Genomic DNA, 17,463 nt, shown 5'->3' on the forward strand with positions numbered 1-17,463 from the left:
GCATGCGTTCCGCCATGCCCGTGACGGGCACGGCGCGCGCGGCGGCTGGCTCGCATCGGCAGCCCCGCTGTGCCCAGCTTTATCCGCTTTGAAAAGGCGATCATGAACGAATCCCAGATCATCGAAGTAACGAGCGCCGACTGGCACGGCCAGGGCTTGTCCATCCCGCGCGAGACGCTGCTCGCGGGTGTCGAGCGCGGCAAGGTGCTGTATTTTCCGAATCTCGCTTTCGCAATCGAAGGCGGCGAGCGCGCTTTGCTCGATGTCGCGCTGGCCGATCCGAAACGCAAGAACATCAGCCTCGCGCCGAACGGCGGCGCGCTGCACGGCGTGCTGGGCGATGCCGTCACGCAATCGGCCGTGCGCGCGCTGATTGCGCGCTATCAGGGCAACGCGAGATCGCTGGTCGACGGGCTGTTTCCCGAGTACAAGGGCAAGCTGCGCGTCGCGCCGACCAGCCTGCGGCTGCATCAGGTCGAAACGCGCGAGACATCGTGGCGCAAGGACGATAGCCGTCTGCACGTCGATGCCTTCCCGTCGCGGCCCAATTACGGCGAACGCATCCTGCGCGTGTTCACCAACATCAACCCGAATGGCGCACCGCGCGTGTGGCGTGTCGGCGAACCGTTCGAAGATATGGCGAAGCGCTTCCTGCCCCGCATCAAGCCGCAGATGCCCGGCTCGGCGTGGCTGCTGAACCTGCTGCATGTGACCAAAACGCCGCGCAGCGAATACGACCATCTGATGCTCAATCTCCACGACGGCATGAAGGCCGATCTCGACTATCAGAAGGTGTCGCCGCAAGTGACCATGCCGTTTCCGCCGGGCTGCGTGTGGGTGTGCTTCTCGGATCAGACCTCGCATGCCGTGATGTCCGGGCAGTTCATGATGGAGCAGACCTTCTTCCTGCCCGTCAAGTCGATGGCGCAGCCGGAGTGCGCGCCGCTCGGCATTCTCGAACGTCTGAAGGGCAGGGCGCTGGTTTGAGCGGCGCGCTGTTTTTCTCCGTGAACATCATCGTGCGTCTTGCCATGCGTGCAGACGTTTTTGCTCCCGGTGCACTGCTGTCGGGGGCACGATGCTGAGGTTCATCTACAACACGCTGTGGTGGCTGATCGCGCCCATCGCGGTGCTGCGTCTGCTGATCCGTTCGCGCAAGGAGCGCGGGTATCGCGAGCATATCGGCGAGCGCTTCGGCTTCGTGCGTGGCCGCGTGCCCGAAGACGATACGCCGCTGATCTGGGTGCATGCCGTCTCGGTTGGCGAGACGCGCGCGGCGCAGCCGCTGATCGAAGCGCTGCTCAAGGCGCGGCCCGACGCGCGCATTCTGCTCACGCACATGACGCCGAGTGGCCGCGCAACCGGCGAGCAGATTTTCGGCGATCGCGTGTTGCGCTGTTATCTGCCGTACGACATGCCGCACGCAGTGCGGCGCTTTCTGAAGGCGTGGCGGCCCTCCGTCGGTCTGGTGATGGAAACGGAAGTGTGGCCGACGCTGATCGACGAATGCCGGCGCGCCGACGTGCCGCTGGTGCTGACCAACGCGCGCATGTCGGAGCGTTCGTTCCGGCGTGCGGCAAAGTTCGGCAATGCGACGCGCGATGTCTTCGGCGGGTTTGCGCGGGTGCTCGCGCAGAGTCCGTCGGATGCGACGCGGCTGTCTGCACTGGGCGCGCGCAATGTCGCCGTGCTCGGCAACCTGAAGTTCGATATGAGCACGCCGCCCGAGCTCGCTGCGCGCGGGCATGCGTGGCGGGCGGCCATCGGCACGCGTCCGGTGTGGGTGGCCGCGAGCACGCGCGAAGGCGAAGAGGAACTGGTGCTGCAGGCGTTCGCTGAACTCGGTGTCGACGATGCGCTGCTGGTGCTGGTGCCGCGTCATCCACAGCGCTTCAACGAGGTCGCGGCGCTCGGCGAGAAGAAGGGGTTGCGTTGCGTGCGCCGTGCGGCGTGGGCGCCTGCGGGTGCGGCTGCCGGTGAAGTGACCGTGCCCGATCTGCCGCGCGACGTGAAGGAGCTGCTCGGCGATTCGATGGGCGAACTGGGTGCTTACTATGCGGCGTCGGATGTGGCGTTTATCGGCGGCAGTCTGTTGCCGCTGGGCGGCCAGAATCTGATCGAGGCATCGGGTGTGGGTGTGCCCGTGCTGATCGGGCCGCATGTGTTCAATTTCACGCAGGCGACGGCCGATGCAGTGGCGGCCGGCGCCTGTGTGCAGGTGAAAGATCCCGCCGACCTCGCGCGCGTGCTGCGCGAACTGTTCGAGGACAAGGCGCGCCGCGTGGCGATGGGCGGCGCGGCGTCGGCGTTCGCCGCGAGCCACCGTGGGGCAACCGTTCGGACCGTGAACGTGCTGACGACGCTGCTGCCGCAGTAAGCTCGCGCAGATGCCTGCCAGGACTGCTGGATCACACCTTCAGCAGTCCCTTCTTCTCCACGAATGCAATCACCTGATCCAGGCCTTCGAGCGCCTTCAGGTTGCACATCACAAACGGCCGCTCGCCGCGCATCTTCTTCGCATCGGAAGCCATGACTTCGAGGTTCGCGCCGACCATCGGCGCGAGATCCGTCTTGTTGATGATCAGCAGATCCGATTTGGTGATGCCCGGGCCGCCCTTGCGCGGAATCTTCTCGCCGCCGGCTACGTCGATCACGTAAATGGTCAGATCCGACAACTCGGGGCTGAACGTCGCCGCGAGATTGTCGCCACCCGATTCGATGAACACGATATCGGCATCGGGAAACCGCGTCAGCATGCGGTCCACGGCTTCGAGATTGATCGAGGCATCTTCACGGATTGCCGTATGCGGGCAGCCGCCCGTCTCGACACCCATGATGCGCTCGGCGGGCAGCGCACCCGCCACCGTCAGCAGGCGCTGGTCTTCCTTCGTGTAGATGTCGTTGGTGATGGCGACGAGGTCGTAAGTGTCGCGCATCGCCTTGCACAGCATCTCAAGCAGCGTCGTCTTGCCGGAACCGACCGGGCCGCCTACGCCCACGCGCAGTGGCGGCAGTTTCTTCGTGCGTTGCATCGGATGAGGAGCGTTCATGTTCTGTTCGTCAAAAGCCAAAGTCTATGAGCGGAAGAGCCGCGAATACTGCGACTCGTGACGCGCCGACAAGATGCCGAGTTGCGGCGCGAAGGTGTTGATGTCGTCGGGGGAGGTGGCGAGTGCCTGCGTGACAGCGGCGTCGATCGGCTCGCGCAACGCGACGATGATCCGCTGACCCGCAAGCTGACCCAGTGGCACGGCCTTCAATGCCGCCGCCGCCTGGTTCTCGACCCAGCTGAATGCATACGCGGCGAGCGCGGCATCGGTGGCGGCGTCGTGCGCGAAGGCGGCGAATGCGAAAGCTGTCGGCTGCGCGACGGGCGTCATCGATGCGAGCGTCTTGCGGCGCGCTTCATCGCCCCATTCGAGCGATGCACACAACTGTCGCAGCGACCAGCCCATCTGTTCCGTCTCGCGTCGCAATTCCGCCGATTCTCTGCTCGCGAGAAACTCGCGGTTGGCCTCCGTCAACGCCGTGGCGTCATGGGCACGCCAACGTTCGATCTGATGCGCTAGAAACGGCAACTCACCGCGCGCGAGCACATTCGACAGGCCGCTGCGGATCCACGTGGCAGCGCTGTCGGCATCGGTGATGAGTTGCGTCTCGATGGCAGCTTCGAGTCCCTGCGAATAGCTGAACGCGCCAATCGGCAGCGCCGGCGACGCCAGATGCAACAGTGCAGTGAGTTCAGCGACGCGCATGGTGATGGCCGTGGTCATGATCGTGACCGCACTCGCTGTGATCATGGTCGTGATCGTGAGCATGGTCATGTGAATGCGCATGGTCATGATCATGCGGATGCGCTTGCCCATGATGCTCGCCATACACCTGCTGAGCGAGTGCATAGTCTTCGGCGAAGGTCTCGTCGTGACCATGCCGATGACCGCCGCCATACGCGCCTGTTTCAGGCTGGAACGGCATCTCGACCTGATCGACGGATGCACCGAGCCGCTTGAGCATATCGGCCAGTACCGGGTCGTATTCGAGCTTCAGATAATCCGCGCCCACTTCGACAGGCGTATGCCGGTTGCCGAGGTGATACGCCGCGCGCGTGAGCGTCAGCACATCGGGTGCGCGCACATACAACACGGATTCGGGCGCCGCGACCACGCGCACGAGGCCGCCGTCGTCGGCGACGAGCACATCGCCGTCGCGCAACACCGTGCCGCGCGGCAGCACCAGCGCGACCTCTTCGCCGCCGTCGAGCGTGGCGGCAAGACGGCTCTTGCAGCGCGCGTCGAACGCGAGCGTCAGCGTCGGTGCGCGTTTAATGAGGACGGGCGCCAGCTTGATATGGGCGCCCAACAACTTGTCGATCGTACGCATGTCAGAACAGGAAATAGCGTTGCGCCATCGGCAGGACTTTTGCGGGCTCGCAAGTCAGCAATTGCCCGTCGGCGATCACCTGATACGTCTCGGGATCGACGCTGATCGACGGCTGCCACGCGTTGTGGATCATGTGCGCTTTGGTGACGTTGCGGCAGTTCTTCACTGCCACGATACGCTTGCTCAGGCCGTAACGCTCGGTGATGCCCGCATCGAGCGACATCTGCGACACGAAGGTCAGCGACGTGCGTCCCAATGCGCCACCGCGCGTGCCGAACATCTCGCGATAGTGCACGGGCTGCGGCGTCGGAATCGACGCGTTCGGATCGCCCATCTGCGCCATCGCGATCATGCCGCCCTTGAGGATCAGCGCCGGCTTGACGCCGAAAAAAGCCGGTTCCCAGAACACGATATCGGCCCACTTGCCCGGCTCGATCGAACCGACTTCATGCGCGATGCCGTGCGTGAGCGCCGGGTTGATGGTGTACTTCGCGACGTAACGCTTCGCGCGGAAGTTGTCGTTGCGCGCGTTGTCTTCGGGCAGCGCGCCGCGTTGCACTTTCATCTTGTGCGCCGTTTGCCACGTACGGATGATCACTTCGCCGACACGGCCCATTGCCTGCGAATCGGACGAGATCATCGACAGCGCCCCGAGGTCGTGAAGAATGTCTTCAGCCGCAATCGTCTCGCGGCGAATGCGCGATTCGGCGAACGCGATGTCTTCCGCAATCGACGGATCGAGGTGATGGCAGACCATCAGCATGTCGAGGTGTTCATCGAGCGTGTTGACGGTGTAAGGGCGCGTCGGATTCGTCGATGACGGCAGCACGTTCGATTCGCCGCACACCTTGATGATGTCGGGCGCGTGGCCGCCGCCTGCGCCTTCCGTGTGATACGTGTGGATCGTGCGGCCCTTGAACGCGGCCACCGTCGCTTCGACGAAGCCTGCTTCGTTCAGCGTATCCGTGTGGATCGCGACCTGCGTGTCGGTGTCGTCGGCGACGGACAGGCAGTTGTCGATGGCCGCGGGCGTCGTGCCCCAGTCGTCATGCAGTTTCAAACCGATGGCGCCCGCAGCGATCTGTTCGAGCGCGGGCTGCGGCTGGCTGACGTTGCCCTTGCCGAGAAAGCCGAGATTCATCGGATAACCATCGGCGGCCTGCAGCATGCGTTCCATGTGCCACGGTCCCGGCGTGCAGGTGGTGGCGTTGGTGCCCGTTGCCGGGCCCGTGCCGCCGCCGAGCATCGTCGTGACGCCGCTCGCGAGCGCTTCGTCGATCTGCTGCGGGCTGATGAAGTGAATGTGCGTGTCGATGCCGCCCGCCGTCACGATCATGCCTTCGCCCGCGATCACTTCCGTCGCGGCGCCGATGGCGATCGTCACGCCCGGTTGAATATCCGGATTGCCCGCCTTGCCGATGGCCGCGATGCGGCCGTTCTTGATGCCGATGTCGGCCTTGACGATGCCCCAGTGATCGAGGATCAGCGCGTTCGTCACGACGGTATCGACCACGTCGGCGGCGACGCGTTGCGACTGGCCCATGCCGTCGCGAATCACCTTGCCGCCGCCGAATTTCACTTCTTCGCCGTAGATCGTGTAGTCGCGTTCGACTTCGATCAGCAGTTCCGTGTCCGCGAGGCGCACGCGGTCGCCCGTGGTCGGGCCGAACATTTCCGCGTATGCGCGGCGGCCAATGCGTAATGTCATGTTGTGAGGTTCCCGAGTTTTTCCGCTATTTCCCGCGCTTTCCCGCTAATTTCCGCGTCAGCAGCGGATCAGAGCTTGCCCATCACCTTGCCGTTGAAGCCGTAGACGACGCGGTCGCCCGCCAGTTCGACGAGTTCGACGGTGCGTTCCTGGCCCGGCTCGAAGCGCACGGCGGTGCCGGCCGCGATGTTCAAACGAAAGCCGCGCGCCGTTTCGCGATCGAACGAAAGCGCGTCGTTGACTTCGTAGAAGTGGTAATGCGAGCCGACCTGCACGGGCCGGTCGCCCGTGTTCGATACCGTGACCGAGATAGTCGCGCGGCCCGCGTTGAGTTCGAGCTCGCCGTCGTCGGTAATCAGTTCACCTGGGATCATGCGCGCCTCGTCACGGAATAGGGTGATGAACGGTCACGAGTTTCGTGCCGTCGGGAAAGGTGGCTTCGACCTGGATATCGGGAATCATCTCGGGCACGCCTTCCATCACGTCGTCGCGCGTGAGCAATGTGGTGCCGTAGTGCATCACTTCGGCGACCGTCTTGCCGTCGCGCGCGGCTTCCATCAGCGCAGCCGTGATGAACGCGACGGCTTCCGGATAGTTGAGCTTGAGGCCACGTGCGCGGCGCCGTTCCGCGAGCAGCGCGGCCGTGAAGATCAGGAGTTTGTCTCTTTCGCGTGGAGTGAGCTTCATCGCATTCGTTGTTGGTTATGCCCATGAGCGCGGGCCGCGCGGATCATTCTATGGCGGGATGCGCTCGCGATGCTACCGGTATCGCGCATCGTCTGCATCGGCGCACGATACCAGTCTCGTCCAACGCACTGCTTACAGATCGGCAGGCAGCGGCGCGCCGAACCACTTCTTCGACATCGTGTTCAAGGTGCCGTCCTGCTTCGCTTGCGCAATGGCCGCATCGACCTTCTGCTGCAGACGCGGCTCGTTCTTGTTCATGCCGACGAAGCACGGCGAGTTCTTGATGACGAACTTCGGCTCGGGACGGCGCGGCGGATTCTTCGCGAGGATGGCAGCCGCAACGATATTGCCCGCTGCGATCAGCTGCACCTGGCCCGACAGGAACGCGGCGATGGTCGCGTTGTTGTCCTCGAAGCGCTTGATGGTCGCGTTCGGCGCCATCTGCGTGAGGGCGATTTCTTCGAGCGCGCCGCGCGTCGCGCCGACCGTCTTGCCGGTGAGATCGGCGGGGCTGGCGACCTTGATGTCGGCGGGACCGAACACGCCCTGATAGTACGGCGCATACGGCGTCGAAAAGTCGATGACCTTTTCGCGTTCCGGCGTCTTGCCGAGCGACGAGATCACGAGATCGACCTTGTTGGTCTGCAGGTACGGAATGCGGTTCGCGCTGTTGACGGGCACGAGTTCGAGCTTCACGTTCATCGACTTCGCGAGCAGCGCGGCCGTATCGATGTCGTAGCCTTGCGGCTTCAGATCCGGGCCAACCGCGCCGAACGGCGGATAGTCTTCCGGCACGGCGACCTTCAGCACGCCGGACTTCGTGATGTTATCGAGCGCGTCGGCGTGCGCGAGGGGCGCGGCGAGCGTCAGGAGCGGCGAGAGCAGCAGGGCGGCGAGCCACGCGCGGCGCGGGCGATGTACGGTTGCGTTGGTCATGTTGGCGATCAGCTTCGGCGTGTGATTTTTAGCGGACTTCGCGATGTGCCGCCCGAGGCGGCGTTCGCGAGGCGCCATAAGCAGCAAGGGCTATGCCATGTAAGCTGTGCAAGGCGTGGCGGAAGCGTTCGCGTGTTGATGCACCACGTCGGCGCGTGATGATGCCCGGATATGGTGCGTTAGCTGAAGCGTGCTCAGGTAGTCCAGATGCGCAGCGGATTTGCGTCGACCTGATGCACGATGGGCCGCAATTGCAGCCAGCAACGCGTCAACGCTTGCTGCAGCGTTTCCATCGACCGTGCGACGGCGCGCACGATCAGCAAGCCATCGCACACGCACGATGCGGCGGCGCGGATCGTGTCGTCGTAGGGCAGCGAGGCGGTGAGCGTTTCAGCGAGCGCGTCGTTGCAACGCGGGCTGACGGCCCACAGCGTGCCGAATGCGGGGAAGCCAGCAAGTCCTTGCGGTGCGTCGCGCAGCGCGTCGCTAGCGGCGAGCTTCGCGCGCTCGAACCAGAGCGGTTGACCGTTCGTGCCGACAATGCGCGACACCGCTCGCAGATGACCCGCCGACCACGTTTCACCGGCCGCCTGACGGCCGAGTTGAGTCGCGTCCCAGCCGAGCGCTGTGGCACCTTCGTCGAGCGTCAACGAGAAGTCGAGCGACGCATTGGCGTGATCGAAGACGATGTTGTTCTGCGGCAGCCAGTCGAGCTTTGCATGCTGGCCGACGCGGATCGCGATGTGCTGTTGTGCTTCGCGTCCGTTGGACTTGTACCACTTGGTGGCGCCGGGCGTGGTGAGCACGGCATGCGTATTGGCATCGAGACGGATATCGATATCGAGCCGGTCGCCGCCCGCGACGCCGCCGGGCGGATGCACGATGACGGCATGACAGATCTGCTGCCCTTCGGGATAAAGCGGCCGTTGCAGACGCAGCGGGCCTTCATGTAGACGATGATCGAGCGTGGTTCGCTCGCCGTGTTTCGCGAAGCCGAGTTCGAGCCGTGCGCGCCATTGAGAGTGGGCGTGCGACGGATCGTCGATGGTGGCGAGTGTGGTGTGTTGTTCGTGCAGCGACATGCGGCGAGGATAGCAGTTATCGGTGTCTCGCCGTTATACCGCGATCAGGGTACGTACGCCGTCGTTGTCCATGTTGACGCCTTCGCCGCCTGCGATGATTTCGCCGCGGCTCATGACCCAGTAGCGATCGGCGATCTCTTTGGCGAAGTCGTAGTATTGCTCGACGAGCAGAACGGTGAGGCCCATTTCTTCTACCAGCTGGCGGAGGGTTCTGCCGATGTCCTGGATGATCGAAGGTTGAATGCCTTCTGTGGGTTCATCGAGGATGAGCAGTTGCGGTTCGCTCATTAGTGCGCGGCCTATGGCCAGTTGTTGCTGCTGGCCGCCGGACAGATCGCCGCCGCGGCGCGCTTTCATGTCCTTCAGGACCGGGAATAGCTCGTAGATGCGGTCCGGGATTTTTTTCGGGGCTTTTTTGCTGGCTGCGCCGACTAGCAGGTTTTCTTCTACCGTCAGTCTTGGGAAGATGTCTCTGCCTTGCGGCACGTAGGCGAGTCCCTGCGCTACGCGCGCATGCGGGGCGAGTTTTGTGATCGCCGTGTCGCGCCATTTTATTTCGCCGGTTTTGATGGGGACTACGCCCATTAGGGTTCTTAGCAGGGTTGTCTTGCCGACGCCGTTTCGGCCTAGTAGTACTGTTAGCTTGCCGTCCGGCACTGTCAGCTTCACGTTTCTTAGGATGTGGCTGCCGCCGTAGTACTGGTTCAGGTTTTCTACTTCAAGCATTTTGCATGTTCCTCTTTATTTGCCATGCGGCGGGCGGCGGTTTTGTCTTAGCGCTGGCATTCGCTTTTTGCCTTTGCTTTTCGGTGGCATCCGCGATTTGCCTTCGCACTTCACGCGTCGCCCCTGTGCGGGGCAGCACCTACTTTTCTTTGCCGCGGCAAAGAAAAGTAGGCAAAAGAAAGCCGCTAAACACCGCCAGCCCTTGTACTTGCCTGCGGGTCCCCCACCGGTCCTATCCTTCGCACGGCATCACTCTTCTTGATGCCCGCTGCCAACGCTCTTCAAGAGCGCATCACCCGCTTCAAACTCCCTCATTACAGCGCGCCTTACCAGTTAATCCCCGGCCGCCCAGGTGGCAAACTGTGTGTCGGCTGTCGCGCCTTATACGCTTCACTCCGGACTGAAAAGCAAAGGCGGTGTCGTAGGATCGCTCGCGCGGGAAGTGCTACGACCAACACACCGTTTGCCACCTGGGCTGCATATGCGAGTCGCTGCCGCTTGGGGCGCTACGGGTAGTTGGAGTGGGGTAGGCGACTATTCGAAGCGTGGGCAACGGGCGGTGACTGAGAGGTTGTCGTGTGAAGGATAGGAACCGTGGGGGGCCCGCAGGCAAATGCCAGAACGGGCGGTGTTAGCCCGCTTTCTTTTGCCTACTTTTCTTTGCGGCGGCAAAGAAAAGTAGGTGCTGCCCCGCACAGGGGCAACGCATGAAGAACCACTAACAAACCGCGGATGCCAGCGAAAAAAAACCGTGAACACCCGCAAAATCCACCATCAAACAGCAACAGGCTCCAGATTCGGCGCAAACGAATCACTCCGTGCCACAGGCCAATACTTCTCATAAAGCGTATAGCGATAGTTACCAACGAGCAGATCACCCGGCTCGAGATACTTCAACAGATCCGACATCAATCGAACCTCATAGGAAGACACCCGCCGCACGATGTGATGTGCCCGCAGATCGGCAGGATGCCGCAGCCCTGCAGCCTGAACAATCTCCTGCAACGCATGCAGCGTATTGTGATGAAAATTAAACACGCGATCCGACTTGTCGGTAACGATCAACGCGCGCTGTCGCACGGGATCCTGCGTAGCAACGCCCGTCGGGCATCGACCGGTATGACACGTCTGCGCCTGAATACAGCCGACCGCAAACATAAAACCACGCGCCGCGTTCACCCAGTCAGCACCGATCGCCAGCGTCTTGGCGATATCGAACGCCGTGATCATCTTGCCGCTCGCGCCAATCCGGATCTTGTCGCGCAAGCCGACGCCCACCAGCGTGTTGTGCACGAGCAGCAGCCCTTCCTGCAAAGGCACGCCGATGTGATCGGTGAATTCCAGCGGCGCCGCGCCCGTGCCGCCTTCCGCACCATCGACAACGATGAAGTCGGGCAGGATGCCCGTTTCCAGCATCGCCTTGGCAATACCGAAAAACTCCCACGGATGCCCGATACACAGCTTGAAACCCGTCGGCTTGCCGCCCGACAGATTGCGCAGACGCTCGACGAATTCGAGCAGTTCGCGCGGCGTCGAAAATTCCGAATGCGTAGCGGGCGAAACGCAATCGCGACCCATCGGCACACCGCGCGTCTCGGCGATTTCAGGCGTGATCTTCGCAGCAGGCAGCACGCCACCATGACCCGGCTTCGCGCCTTGCGACAGCTTCACCTCGATCATCTTCACCTGCGGCTCGCTGGCCTGTTTGGCGAACTTGTCGGGGTTGAACGTGCCGTCGTCGTTGCGGCAGCCGAAGTAGCCCGAGGCGATTTCCCAGATGATGTCGCCGCCATGCTCGCGGTGATACTTCGACATCGAGCCTTCACCCGTGTCGTGCGCGAAGTTGCCTTTCTTCGCGCCCAGGTTCAGCGCGCGGATCGCGTTCGCCGACAGCGAGCCGAAACTCATCGCCGAGATGTTGAAGATCGACATCGAGTAGGGCTTCGCGCGGTTCGCGCCGACCACGATACGGAAGTCGTGGCCATCGAGCTTGGTCGGCACCAGCGAATGGCTGATGAACTCGTGGCCCGTCGCCTTGACGTCGAGTTCCGTGCCGTACGGGCGGCTGTCCACTTCGTTCTTCGCGCGCTGATAGACGATGCTGCGTTGCGCGCGCGAGAAAGGTTTCTCTTCCGTGTCGTCTTCGACGAAGTACTGGCGGATTTCCGGCCGGATGAACTCGAACAGGAAGCGCGCGTGACCCCACAGCGGATAGTTGCGCAGGAGCGCGTGGCGCTCCTGCGTCAGATCGTAGACACCCAGCGCGACCAGCAGCGCGGGAATGATGATCCACAGCCATGCGATGTGACCGGTTGCCGCCAGCGCAGCACAGGCCGCGAGCAGCAGGATGGCACCCCACATCGCCAGATAACGTCGAGAAAACATGACAACTCCATTGCGTTGATTGCATCGCAGCGGAAGCATCCGGCGCGGGCGCGTCGGCGTCTTCTCGTGAAATCAGCGGGCGTCCGTGGGGATGGATCGCGCTGCGAAACGGTACGGCGGGTTGTTCTTCCTCAGCTCGGCTTCACGTCAGTTAACGGCGCGTTTGACGGATCATGTAGGGAACCGTAAGCGTGACGAAACCGGGCGGCGGGACAACCGTCGCCCGGAAGATACAACGAAGCGGGAATCAGTGCAGCGATGTCGGCGTGAAAAGCTCGCGGAATGTGTCCGCGAGCCTTTCACGGCAAGGCTCAGCGCGCGGTCAGCAGCGCCGCCTTCTGAGGCTGGCGGGCGACGGGTTGGGCCGTCGCCGCGTGTTCGATGATGCCGCCACCGAGGCACACATCACCATCGTAGAGCACAGCCGATTGCCCCGGTGTGACAGCCCATTGGGCGTCGGCGAAATGAAGGGAAAAGAGCGCGTTTTTGTCAGCGCCTTCCGGCGCGCCGAACGTGCACGCCGCGTCGGCCTGGCGGTAGCGTGTCTTGGCGGCGCATGCGTGGCCGACCTCGGGCGCGTGACCCGCGACCCAACTGGTGTTACCGGCTGTCAGCGTATGGCTCAGCAGCCACGGATGGTCATGGCCCTGCGCAACATACAGCGTGTTCGACGCAATGTCCTTGCCCGCGACGAACCACGGTTCGCCGCTGCCGTCCTTGCTGCCGCCGAGGCCGATGCCCTTGCGTTGCCCGAACGTATAAAACGCGAGGCCGATATGCTCACCGACCGTCTTGCCTTCCGTGGTCTTCATCGGGCCGGGTTTGGTCGGCAGATAGCGGTTCAGGAAGTCGCGGAACGGGCGCTCGCCGATAAAGCAGATGCCCGTCGAATCCTTCTTCTTCGCGTTCGGCAGGCCGATCTGTTCGGCGATCTCGCGGACCTTGGTCTTCGGGATTTCGCCGAGCGGGAACAGCGTCTTCGACAACTGCGCCTGATTCAGACGATGCAGGAAGTACGACTGATCTTTCGTATGATCGAGTGCCTTCAGCAGCTCGAAGCGGCCATCGACCTCGCGCACGCGCGCGTAGTGGCCCGTCGCGATGGTTTCCGCGCCGAGCGACATCGCGTGATCGAGGAAGGCCTTGAACTTGATTTCGGCGTTGCACAGCACGTCGGGGTTCGGCGTGCGTCCCGCCGAGTATTCGCGCAGGAATTCGGCGAACACGCGATCCTTGTATTCGGCTGCGAAGTTGACTGCTTCGACGTCGATGCCGAGCAGGTCCGCGACGGAGACGACGTCGATCCAGTCTTCACGGGTCGAACAGTATTCGCTGTCGTCGTCGTCTTCCCAGTTCTTCATGAACAGGCCGACCACGTCGTAACCCTGTTCTTTCAGCAGCCATGCCGTGACGGACGAATCGACGCCGCCTGACATGCCTACCACTACTCGTTTTTTGCTCATCTGACTCTGCCTGACTGCTCTGGGTCGTGCCGAAGCACGCGTTCTATCGGGAGGGCCCGACCGAATGCGTTTGCACGAAGTCGAGCGGGAAACGCCGGCCTGCGAGGTAGTCGTCGACACACTGCATCACGAGCGGCGTGCGATGCCGCTCGGGGCACGCGCGCAGTTCGTCGGCGCTCATCCAGACGGTACGCACGATATCGGGATCGAGCGCGCGGCCTTCAATGGGTGCGCCGGCTGTCGAGCCGCAATACGTGAAGCGCAGATACGTGACGCCATCCTGCGGGCCATCGACGGTATCGGGCCGGCTGAAATGCGTCATGTAGACGCCGACCAGCGCTTCAGGTGTGAACGGCTGCGCCGTCTCTTCGAGCGTTTCGCGCATCACGGCTTGCGCCAGCGATTCGCCCGCTTCCAGATGCCCGGCGGGCTGGTTCAGACGCAGCCCGGCGGGCGTGTGTTCTTCGACCAGCAGAAAACGCCCGTCGCTTTCGACGACGGCCGCCACCGTGACATGCGGAGCCCAGGTTTCCGGTTTCATGGGACGCCATTTTACCGTTTATGGGCCTGGCTTGCCGGTGCCCGGCTAGCGCGATCGGGCCGGATCTAGCACAGATCGACGAAAAAGGCACGGAAAGACATAAGGATCGCCTTCCTGAATACCGGGATCGATACCAATTTCGATCTGCCCCTGGACTTCGGTTAAAGTGGACCTCGTGGCTGAAGCCCCAGCCGTGCTAGCCGTTGCACTTGCCTTTTTGCATTGCCGGCGCTGTCCCTCGTCGGCGATTCCAGATTTTCATAACAGGATGGTCGAGGAGGATTCACGATGCACATCGGAGTGCCAGCCGAGACGCGGCCGTACGAAACACGCGTCGCCGCGACGCCCGAGACGGTCAAGAAGTACGTGTCGCAGGGCCACAGGGTTAGCGTGCAGAGCGGGGCAGGAACGCCCGCGAGTTATCCGGACGATGCTTACACAGCTGCGGGCGCAGAGCTGGTCGATGCGCCTGCCGCGTTTGGCGCAGAGCTCGTTCTCAAGGTTCAAAGCCCCACCGATTCAGAACTCCCGCTTCTTAAACGAGGCACGGTGCTGGTCGGCATGCTGGAGCCGTTTAATGCGGAGAACGCATCGAAGCTAGCAGCTGCGGGCATCACTGCGTTCTCGCTCGAAGCCGCGCCGCGTACGACACGTGCGCAAAGTCTCGACGTACTGTCGTCTCAAGCCAACATTGCGGGCTACAAAGCGGTGCTGCTCGCCGCCGATCTGTATCCGCGCTTCATGCCGATGCTGATGACGGCGGCCGGCACGGTGAAAGCGGCGCGCGTGCTGATTCTGGGCGCGGGCGTCGCGGGCTTGCAGGCGATTGCAACGGCCAAGCGCCTCGGCGCCGTGATCGAAGCATCGGACGTGCGGCCTGCCGTGAAAGAGCAGATCGAATCGCTCGGTGCGAAATTTCTCGATGTGCCTTATGAAACCGATGAGGAACGCGAAGCAGCCGTAGGCGTCGGTGGCTATGCGCGGCCGATGCCGCCGTCATGGCTCACGCGTCAGTCGGCGCTCGTGCACGAACGCGCGAAGCAGGCCGACATCGTGATTTCGACTGCGCTGATTCCGGGCCGTGCCGCACCGACCCTGCTCTCCGTCGAAACCGTGCAGGCGATGAAGCCCGGCTCCGTGCTGATCGATCTTGCAGCGGGACGCGGCGCCGAATACGAAGGCCAGCGCGGCGGCAACTGTCCGCTGACGGAAGCGGACAAGGTCGTCGTCAAGCATGGCGTGACCATCGCGGGCTATACGAATCTCGCGTCGATGGTCGCGTCGGATGCTTCGGCGCTGTACGCACGCAATCTGCTCGACTTCATGAAGCTGATCGTCACGAAGGAAGGCGCGCTCAATATCGATCTCGCAGACGACATCGTCGCGGCCACGCTGCTGGCACGCGACGGCGAAGTCACGCGCAAGGCTGGAGGGGACACGCATCATGGAAGTCATCAACCATACCGTGATCAACCTGATCATTTTCGTGCTGGCGATTTACGTCGGCTACCACGTCGTCTGGAACGTGACACCGGCGCTGCATACGCCGCTGATGGCCGTGACGAACGCGATTTCGGCGATCGTCATTGTCGGCGCGATGCTCGCGGCGGGCCTGACGGTCGGCGGTACGGGCAAGTTCTTCGGCACGGTTGCCGTGGCGCTGGCAGCCGTTAACGTGTTCGGCGGGTTCCTCGTGACCAGACGAATGCTGGAGATGTTCAAGAAGAAGGAGCCGAAGAAGATTGCCGCACCTGGTGGCGCGAAGGAGGGTGCGTAAATGAGCCTGAACGTCGTTACGCTCCTTTATCTGATTGCCTCCGTCTGTTTCATTCAGGCGTTGAAAGGGCTGTCGAATCCGAAGACCGCGCGAACCGGGAACATGTTCGGCATGGTCGGCATGGCGATCGCGATTCTCACGACCGTTGCGCTGATCGCGAAGCAGGCTGCCGCACTGGGCTCGAATCTTGGGCTTGGACTGTCTCTGGTGTTCGTCGCGCTGGTCGTGGGCGGTGGGATTGGCGCATTTGTCGCCGCGCGCGTCGAGATGACGAAGATGCCGGAACTGGTCGCGGCGATGCACTCGCTGATCGGTATGGCGGCGGTGTGTATTGCGTATGCCGTCGTGTCGGAGCCGGCCGCGTGCGGGCTCGGCGCCGAGGAAGGCATTCCCGGCTTCCTGCCCTATGGCAACCGGATCGAACTGTGCATCGGCCCGTTCGTCGGTGCGATTACGTTTAGCGGTTCGGTAATCGCGTTCGGCAAGCTGTCGGGCAAGTACAAGTTCCGGCTGTTTCAGGGCGCGCCTGTCGTGTATGCAGGCCAGCATCTGATCAACCTGCTGCTTGCGCTCGCGATGATCGGCTTTGGCGTGATCTTCTTCCTCACGCAATCGTGGCTGCCGTTCATCATCATGACGGTGATCGCGTTTGCGTTGGGTGTGCTGATCATCATCCCGATTGGCGGCGCGGACATGCCTGTCGTCGTGTCGATGCTGAACTCGTACTCCGGTTGGGCGGCAGCGGGTATCGGCTTCTCGCTGAACAACGCGATGCTGATCATTGCTGGCTCGCTGGTCGGTTCGTCGGGTGCGATTCTGTCGTACATCATGTGCAAGGCGATGAACCGCTCGTTCTTCAACGTGATTCTCGGCGGGTTTGGCGGCGAGGCTGGCGCGGCGACGGCGGCTGGGTCTGGTGAACAGAAGCCCGTGAAGTCCGGTTCGGCGGAAGACGCTTCGTTCATGCTCGGCAATGCCGAAACGGTTGTGATCGTGCCGGGTTATGGTCTGGCCGTTGCTCGCGCGCAGCATGCGTTGAAGGAACTGACTGATCTGCTGATCGAGAAGGGCGTAGACGTGAAGTACGCGATTCACCCTGTGGCGGGCCGGATGCCGGGGCATATGAACGTGCTGCTCGCTGAAGCCGAAGTGCCGTATGAGATCGTTCATGAGATGGAAGATATCAACGGCGAGTTTGGTCAGGTCGATGTGGTGCTGGTGCTTGGCGCGAATGACGTGGTGAATCCGGCGGCCAAGAATGATCCGAAATCACCGATCGCTGGTATGCCGATTATCGAGGCCTATAAGGCCCGGACTGTTATCGTCAATAAGCGGTCGATGGCGGCTGGGTATGCTGGGCTTGATAACGATCTCTTCTATATGGATAAAACCATGATGGTGTTTGGGGATGCCAAGAAGGTGATCGAGGATATGGTTAAGTCAGTGGATTAGGCGCTGTGTCGCGCGGGTGTCGGTTTTTTGCTGGCATCCGCTTTTTGTTAGTGGTCTGCCTGGGTTGCCCCTGTGCGGGGCGGCACCTACTTTTCTTTGCCGCGGCAAAGAAAAGTAGGCAAAAGAAAGCCGCTGAACACCACCCACTACGGTCCTTGCCTGCGGGTCCCCAGCCGGTCCTATCCTTCACAGGGCATCACTCGTCTTGATGCCCGCTGCCGGCGCTCTTAAAGAGCGCATCACCCTCTTCAAACACCCGCGTCTCAGCGGGCCTTACCAGTTCGGCCCAGGCCGCCCAGGTGGCAAACGGTGTGTCGGCTGTCGCG

General features: G+C 62.5%; 16 protein-coding genes and 1 pseudogene. 5 read left to right on the forward strand and 12 right to left on the reverse strand.

Annotated features, from left to right (window positions below; genetic code table 11):
* Nucleotides 1-102 precede the first annotated feature (102 nt).
* Both DK391_RS16140 and waaA read left to right on the forward strand, forming a co-directional pair.
* Nucleotides 103-987 (forward strand): Kdo hydroxylase family protein, encoded by an 885-nt coding sequence (locus DK391_RS16140; protein WP_109478970.1) that lies wholly within the window; start codon nucleotides 103-105, stop codon nucleotides 985-987.
* Between the two features lie 91 nt (nucleotides 988-1,078).
* On the forward strand, nucleotides 1,079-2,377 hold the full coding sequence (gene waaA, locus DK391_RS16145) for a lipid IV(A) 3-deoxy-D-manno-octulosonic acid transferase (protein WP_109478971.1): 1,299 nt from the start codon (nucleotides 1,079-1,081) through the stop codon (nucleotides 2,375-2,377).
* 31 nt (nucleotides 2,378-2,408) lie between these two features.
* On the opposite strand, the gene ureG is transcribed toward waaA, so the two are convergent.
* The 12 genes from ureG to DK391_RS16205 all read right to left on the reverse strand — a co-directional run bounded on the left by ureG (nucleotide 2,409) and on the right by DK391_RS16205 (nucleotide 13,908).
* On the reverse strand, nucleotides 2,409-3,050 hold the full coding sequence (ureG, locus tag DK391_RS16150; RefSeq protein ID WP_109478990.1) for an urease accessory protein UreG: 642 nt from the start codon (nucleotides 3,048-3,050) through the stop codon (nucleotides 2,409-2,411).
* 24 nt (nucleotides 3,051-3,074) lie between these two features.
* Nucleotides 3,075-3,755 (reverse strand): urease accessory UreF family protein, encoded by a 681-nt coding sequence (locus DK391_RS16155; RefSeq protein ID WP_109478991.1) that lies wholly within the window; start codon nucleotides 3,753-3,755, stop codon nucleotides 3,075-3,077.
* The gene (gene ureE, locus DK391_RS16160; RefSeq protein ID WP_109478972.1) at nucleotides 3,742-4,380 is read right to left on the reverse strand and encodes an urease accessory protein UreE; all 639 of its coding nucleotides are present in this window, start codon (nucleotides 4,378-4,380) and stop codon (nucleotides 3,742-3,744) included. The genes DK391_RS16155 and ureE overlap by 14 nt, the downstream gene beginning before the upstream one ends.
* A 1-nt stretch (nucleotide 4,381) precedes the next feature.
* Complete coding sequence (gene ureC / locus DK391_RS16165; RefSeq protein WP_109478973.1) at nucleotides 4,382-6,088, reverse strand: urease subunit alpha; 1,707 nt, start codon at nucleotides 6,086-6,088, stop codon at nucleotides 4,382-4,384.
* A gap of 68 nt (nucleotides 6,089-6,156) precedes the next feature.
* The gene (locus DK391_RS16170) at nucleotides 6,157-6,462 is read right to left on the reverse strand and encodes an urease subunit beta (protein WP_109478974.1); all 306 of its coding nucleotides are present in this window, start codon (nucleotides 6,460-6,462) and stop codon (nucleotides 6,157-6,159) included.
* A gap of 10 nt (nucleotides 6,463-6,472) precedes the next feature.
* Nucleotides 6,473-6,775 carry an urease subunit gamma gene (gene ureA, locus DK391_RS16175; protein WP_028370188.1) on the reverse strand — a complete coding sequence of 101 codons (303 nt, stop codon included), beginning with the start codon at nucleotides 6,773-6,775 and terminating at the stop codon, nucleotides 6,473-6,475.
* A 132-nt stretch (nucleotides 6,776-6,907) separates the two neighbouring features.
* Entirely contained in the window at nucleotides 6,908-7,711 is an 804-nt protein-coding gene (locus DK391_RS16180) for a transporter substrate-binding domain-containing protein (protein ID WP_109478992.1), read from the reverse strand.
* 194 nt (nucleotides 7,712-7,905) lie between these two features.
* Nucleotides 7,906-8,793 carry an urease accessory protein UreD gene (locus DK391_RS16185; protein WP_109478975.1) on the reverse strand — a complete coding sequence of 296 codons (888 nt, stop codon included), beginning with the start codon at nucleotides 8,791-8,793 and terminating at the stop codon, nucleotides 7,906-7,908.
* Nucleotides 8,794-8,826: 33 nt separating this feature from the next.
* Nucleotides 8,827-9,519, reverse strand: coding sequence for an urea ABC transporter ATP-binding subunit UrtE (gene urtE, locus DK391_RS16190; RefSeq protein ID WP_109478976.1), 693 nt, complete (start codon nucleotides 9,517-9,519; stop codon nucleotides 8,827-8,829).
* A gap of 774 nt (nucleotides 9,520-10,293) precedes the next feature.
* Nucleotides 10,294-11,904 (reverse strand): FMN-binding glutamate synthase family protein, encoded by a 1,611-nt coding sequence (locus DK391_RS16195; RefSeq protein ID WP_109478977.1) that lies wholly within the window; start codon nucleotides 11,902-11,904, stop codon nucleotides 10,294-10,296.
* A gap of 311 nt (nucleotides 11,905-12,215) precedes the next feature.
* Nucleotides 12,216-13,367 (reverse strand): tRNA 2-thiouridine(34) synthase MnmA, encoded by a 1,152-nt coding sequence (gene mnmA, locus DK391_RS16200; RefSeq protein WP_109478978.1) that lies wholly within the window; start codon nucleotides 13,365-13,367, stop codon nucleotides 12,216-12,218.
* 43 nt (nucleotides 13,368-13,410) lie between these two features.
* Nucleotides 13,411-13,908 carry an NUDIX hydrolase gene (locus DK391_RS16205; RefSeq protein WP_109478979.1) on the reverse strand — a complete coding sequence of 166 codons (498 nt, stop codon included), beginning with the start codon at nucleotides 13,906-13,908 and terminating at the stop codon, nucleotides 13,411-13,413.
* A 288-nt stretch (nucleotides 13,909-14,196) separates the two neighbouring features.
* Here DK391_RS16205 and DK391_RS16210 point away from each other — a divergent pair.
* From DK391_RS16210 to DK391_RS16220, 3 genes and pseudogenes are all read left to right on the forward strand, one after another.
* Nucleotides 14,197-15,336, forward strand: a pseudogene (locus DK391_RS16210) (Re/Si-specific NAD(P)(+) transhydrogenase subunit alpha); the annotation flags it as partial.
* 16 nt (nucleotides 15,337-15,352) lie between these two features.
* The gene (locus tag DK391_RS16215; RefSeq protein WP_109478993.1) at nucleotides 15,353-15,685 is read left to right on the forward strand and encodes an NAD(P) transhydrogenase subunit alpha; all 333 of its coding nucleotides are present in this window, start codon (nucleotides 15,353-15,355) and stop codon (nucleotides 15,683-15,685) included.
* Nucleotides 15,686-17,137 (forward strand): NAD(P)(+) transhydrogenase (Re/Si-specific) subunit beta, encoded by a 1,452-nt coding sequence (locus DK391_RS16220; protein ID WP_109478980.1) that lies wholly within the window; start codon nucleotides 15,686-15,688, stop codon nucleotides 17,135-17,137.
* Nucleotides 17,138-17,463 lie beyond the last annotated feature (326 nt).

The sequence above is a fragment of the Paraburkholderia sp. C35 genome, assembly GCF_003121405.1.
GTDB lineage: Bacteria > Pseudomonadota > Gammaproteobacteria > Burkholderiales > Burkholderiaceae > Paraburkholderia.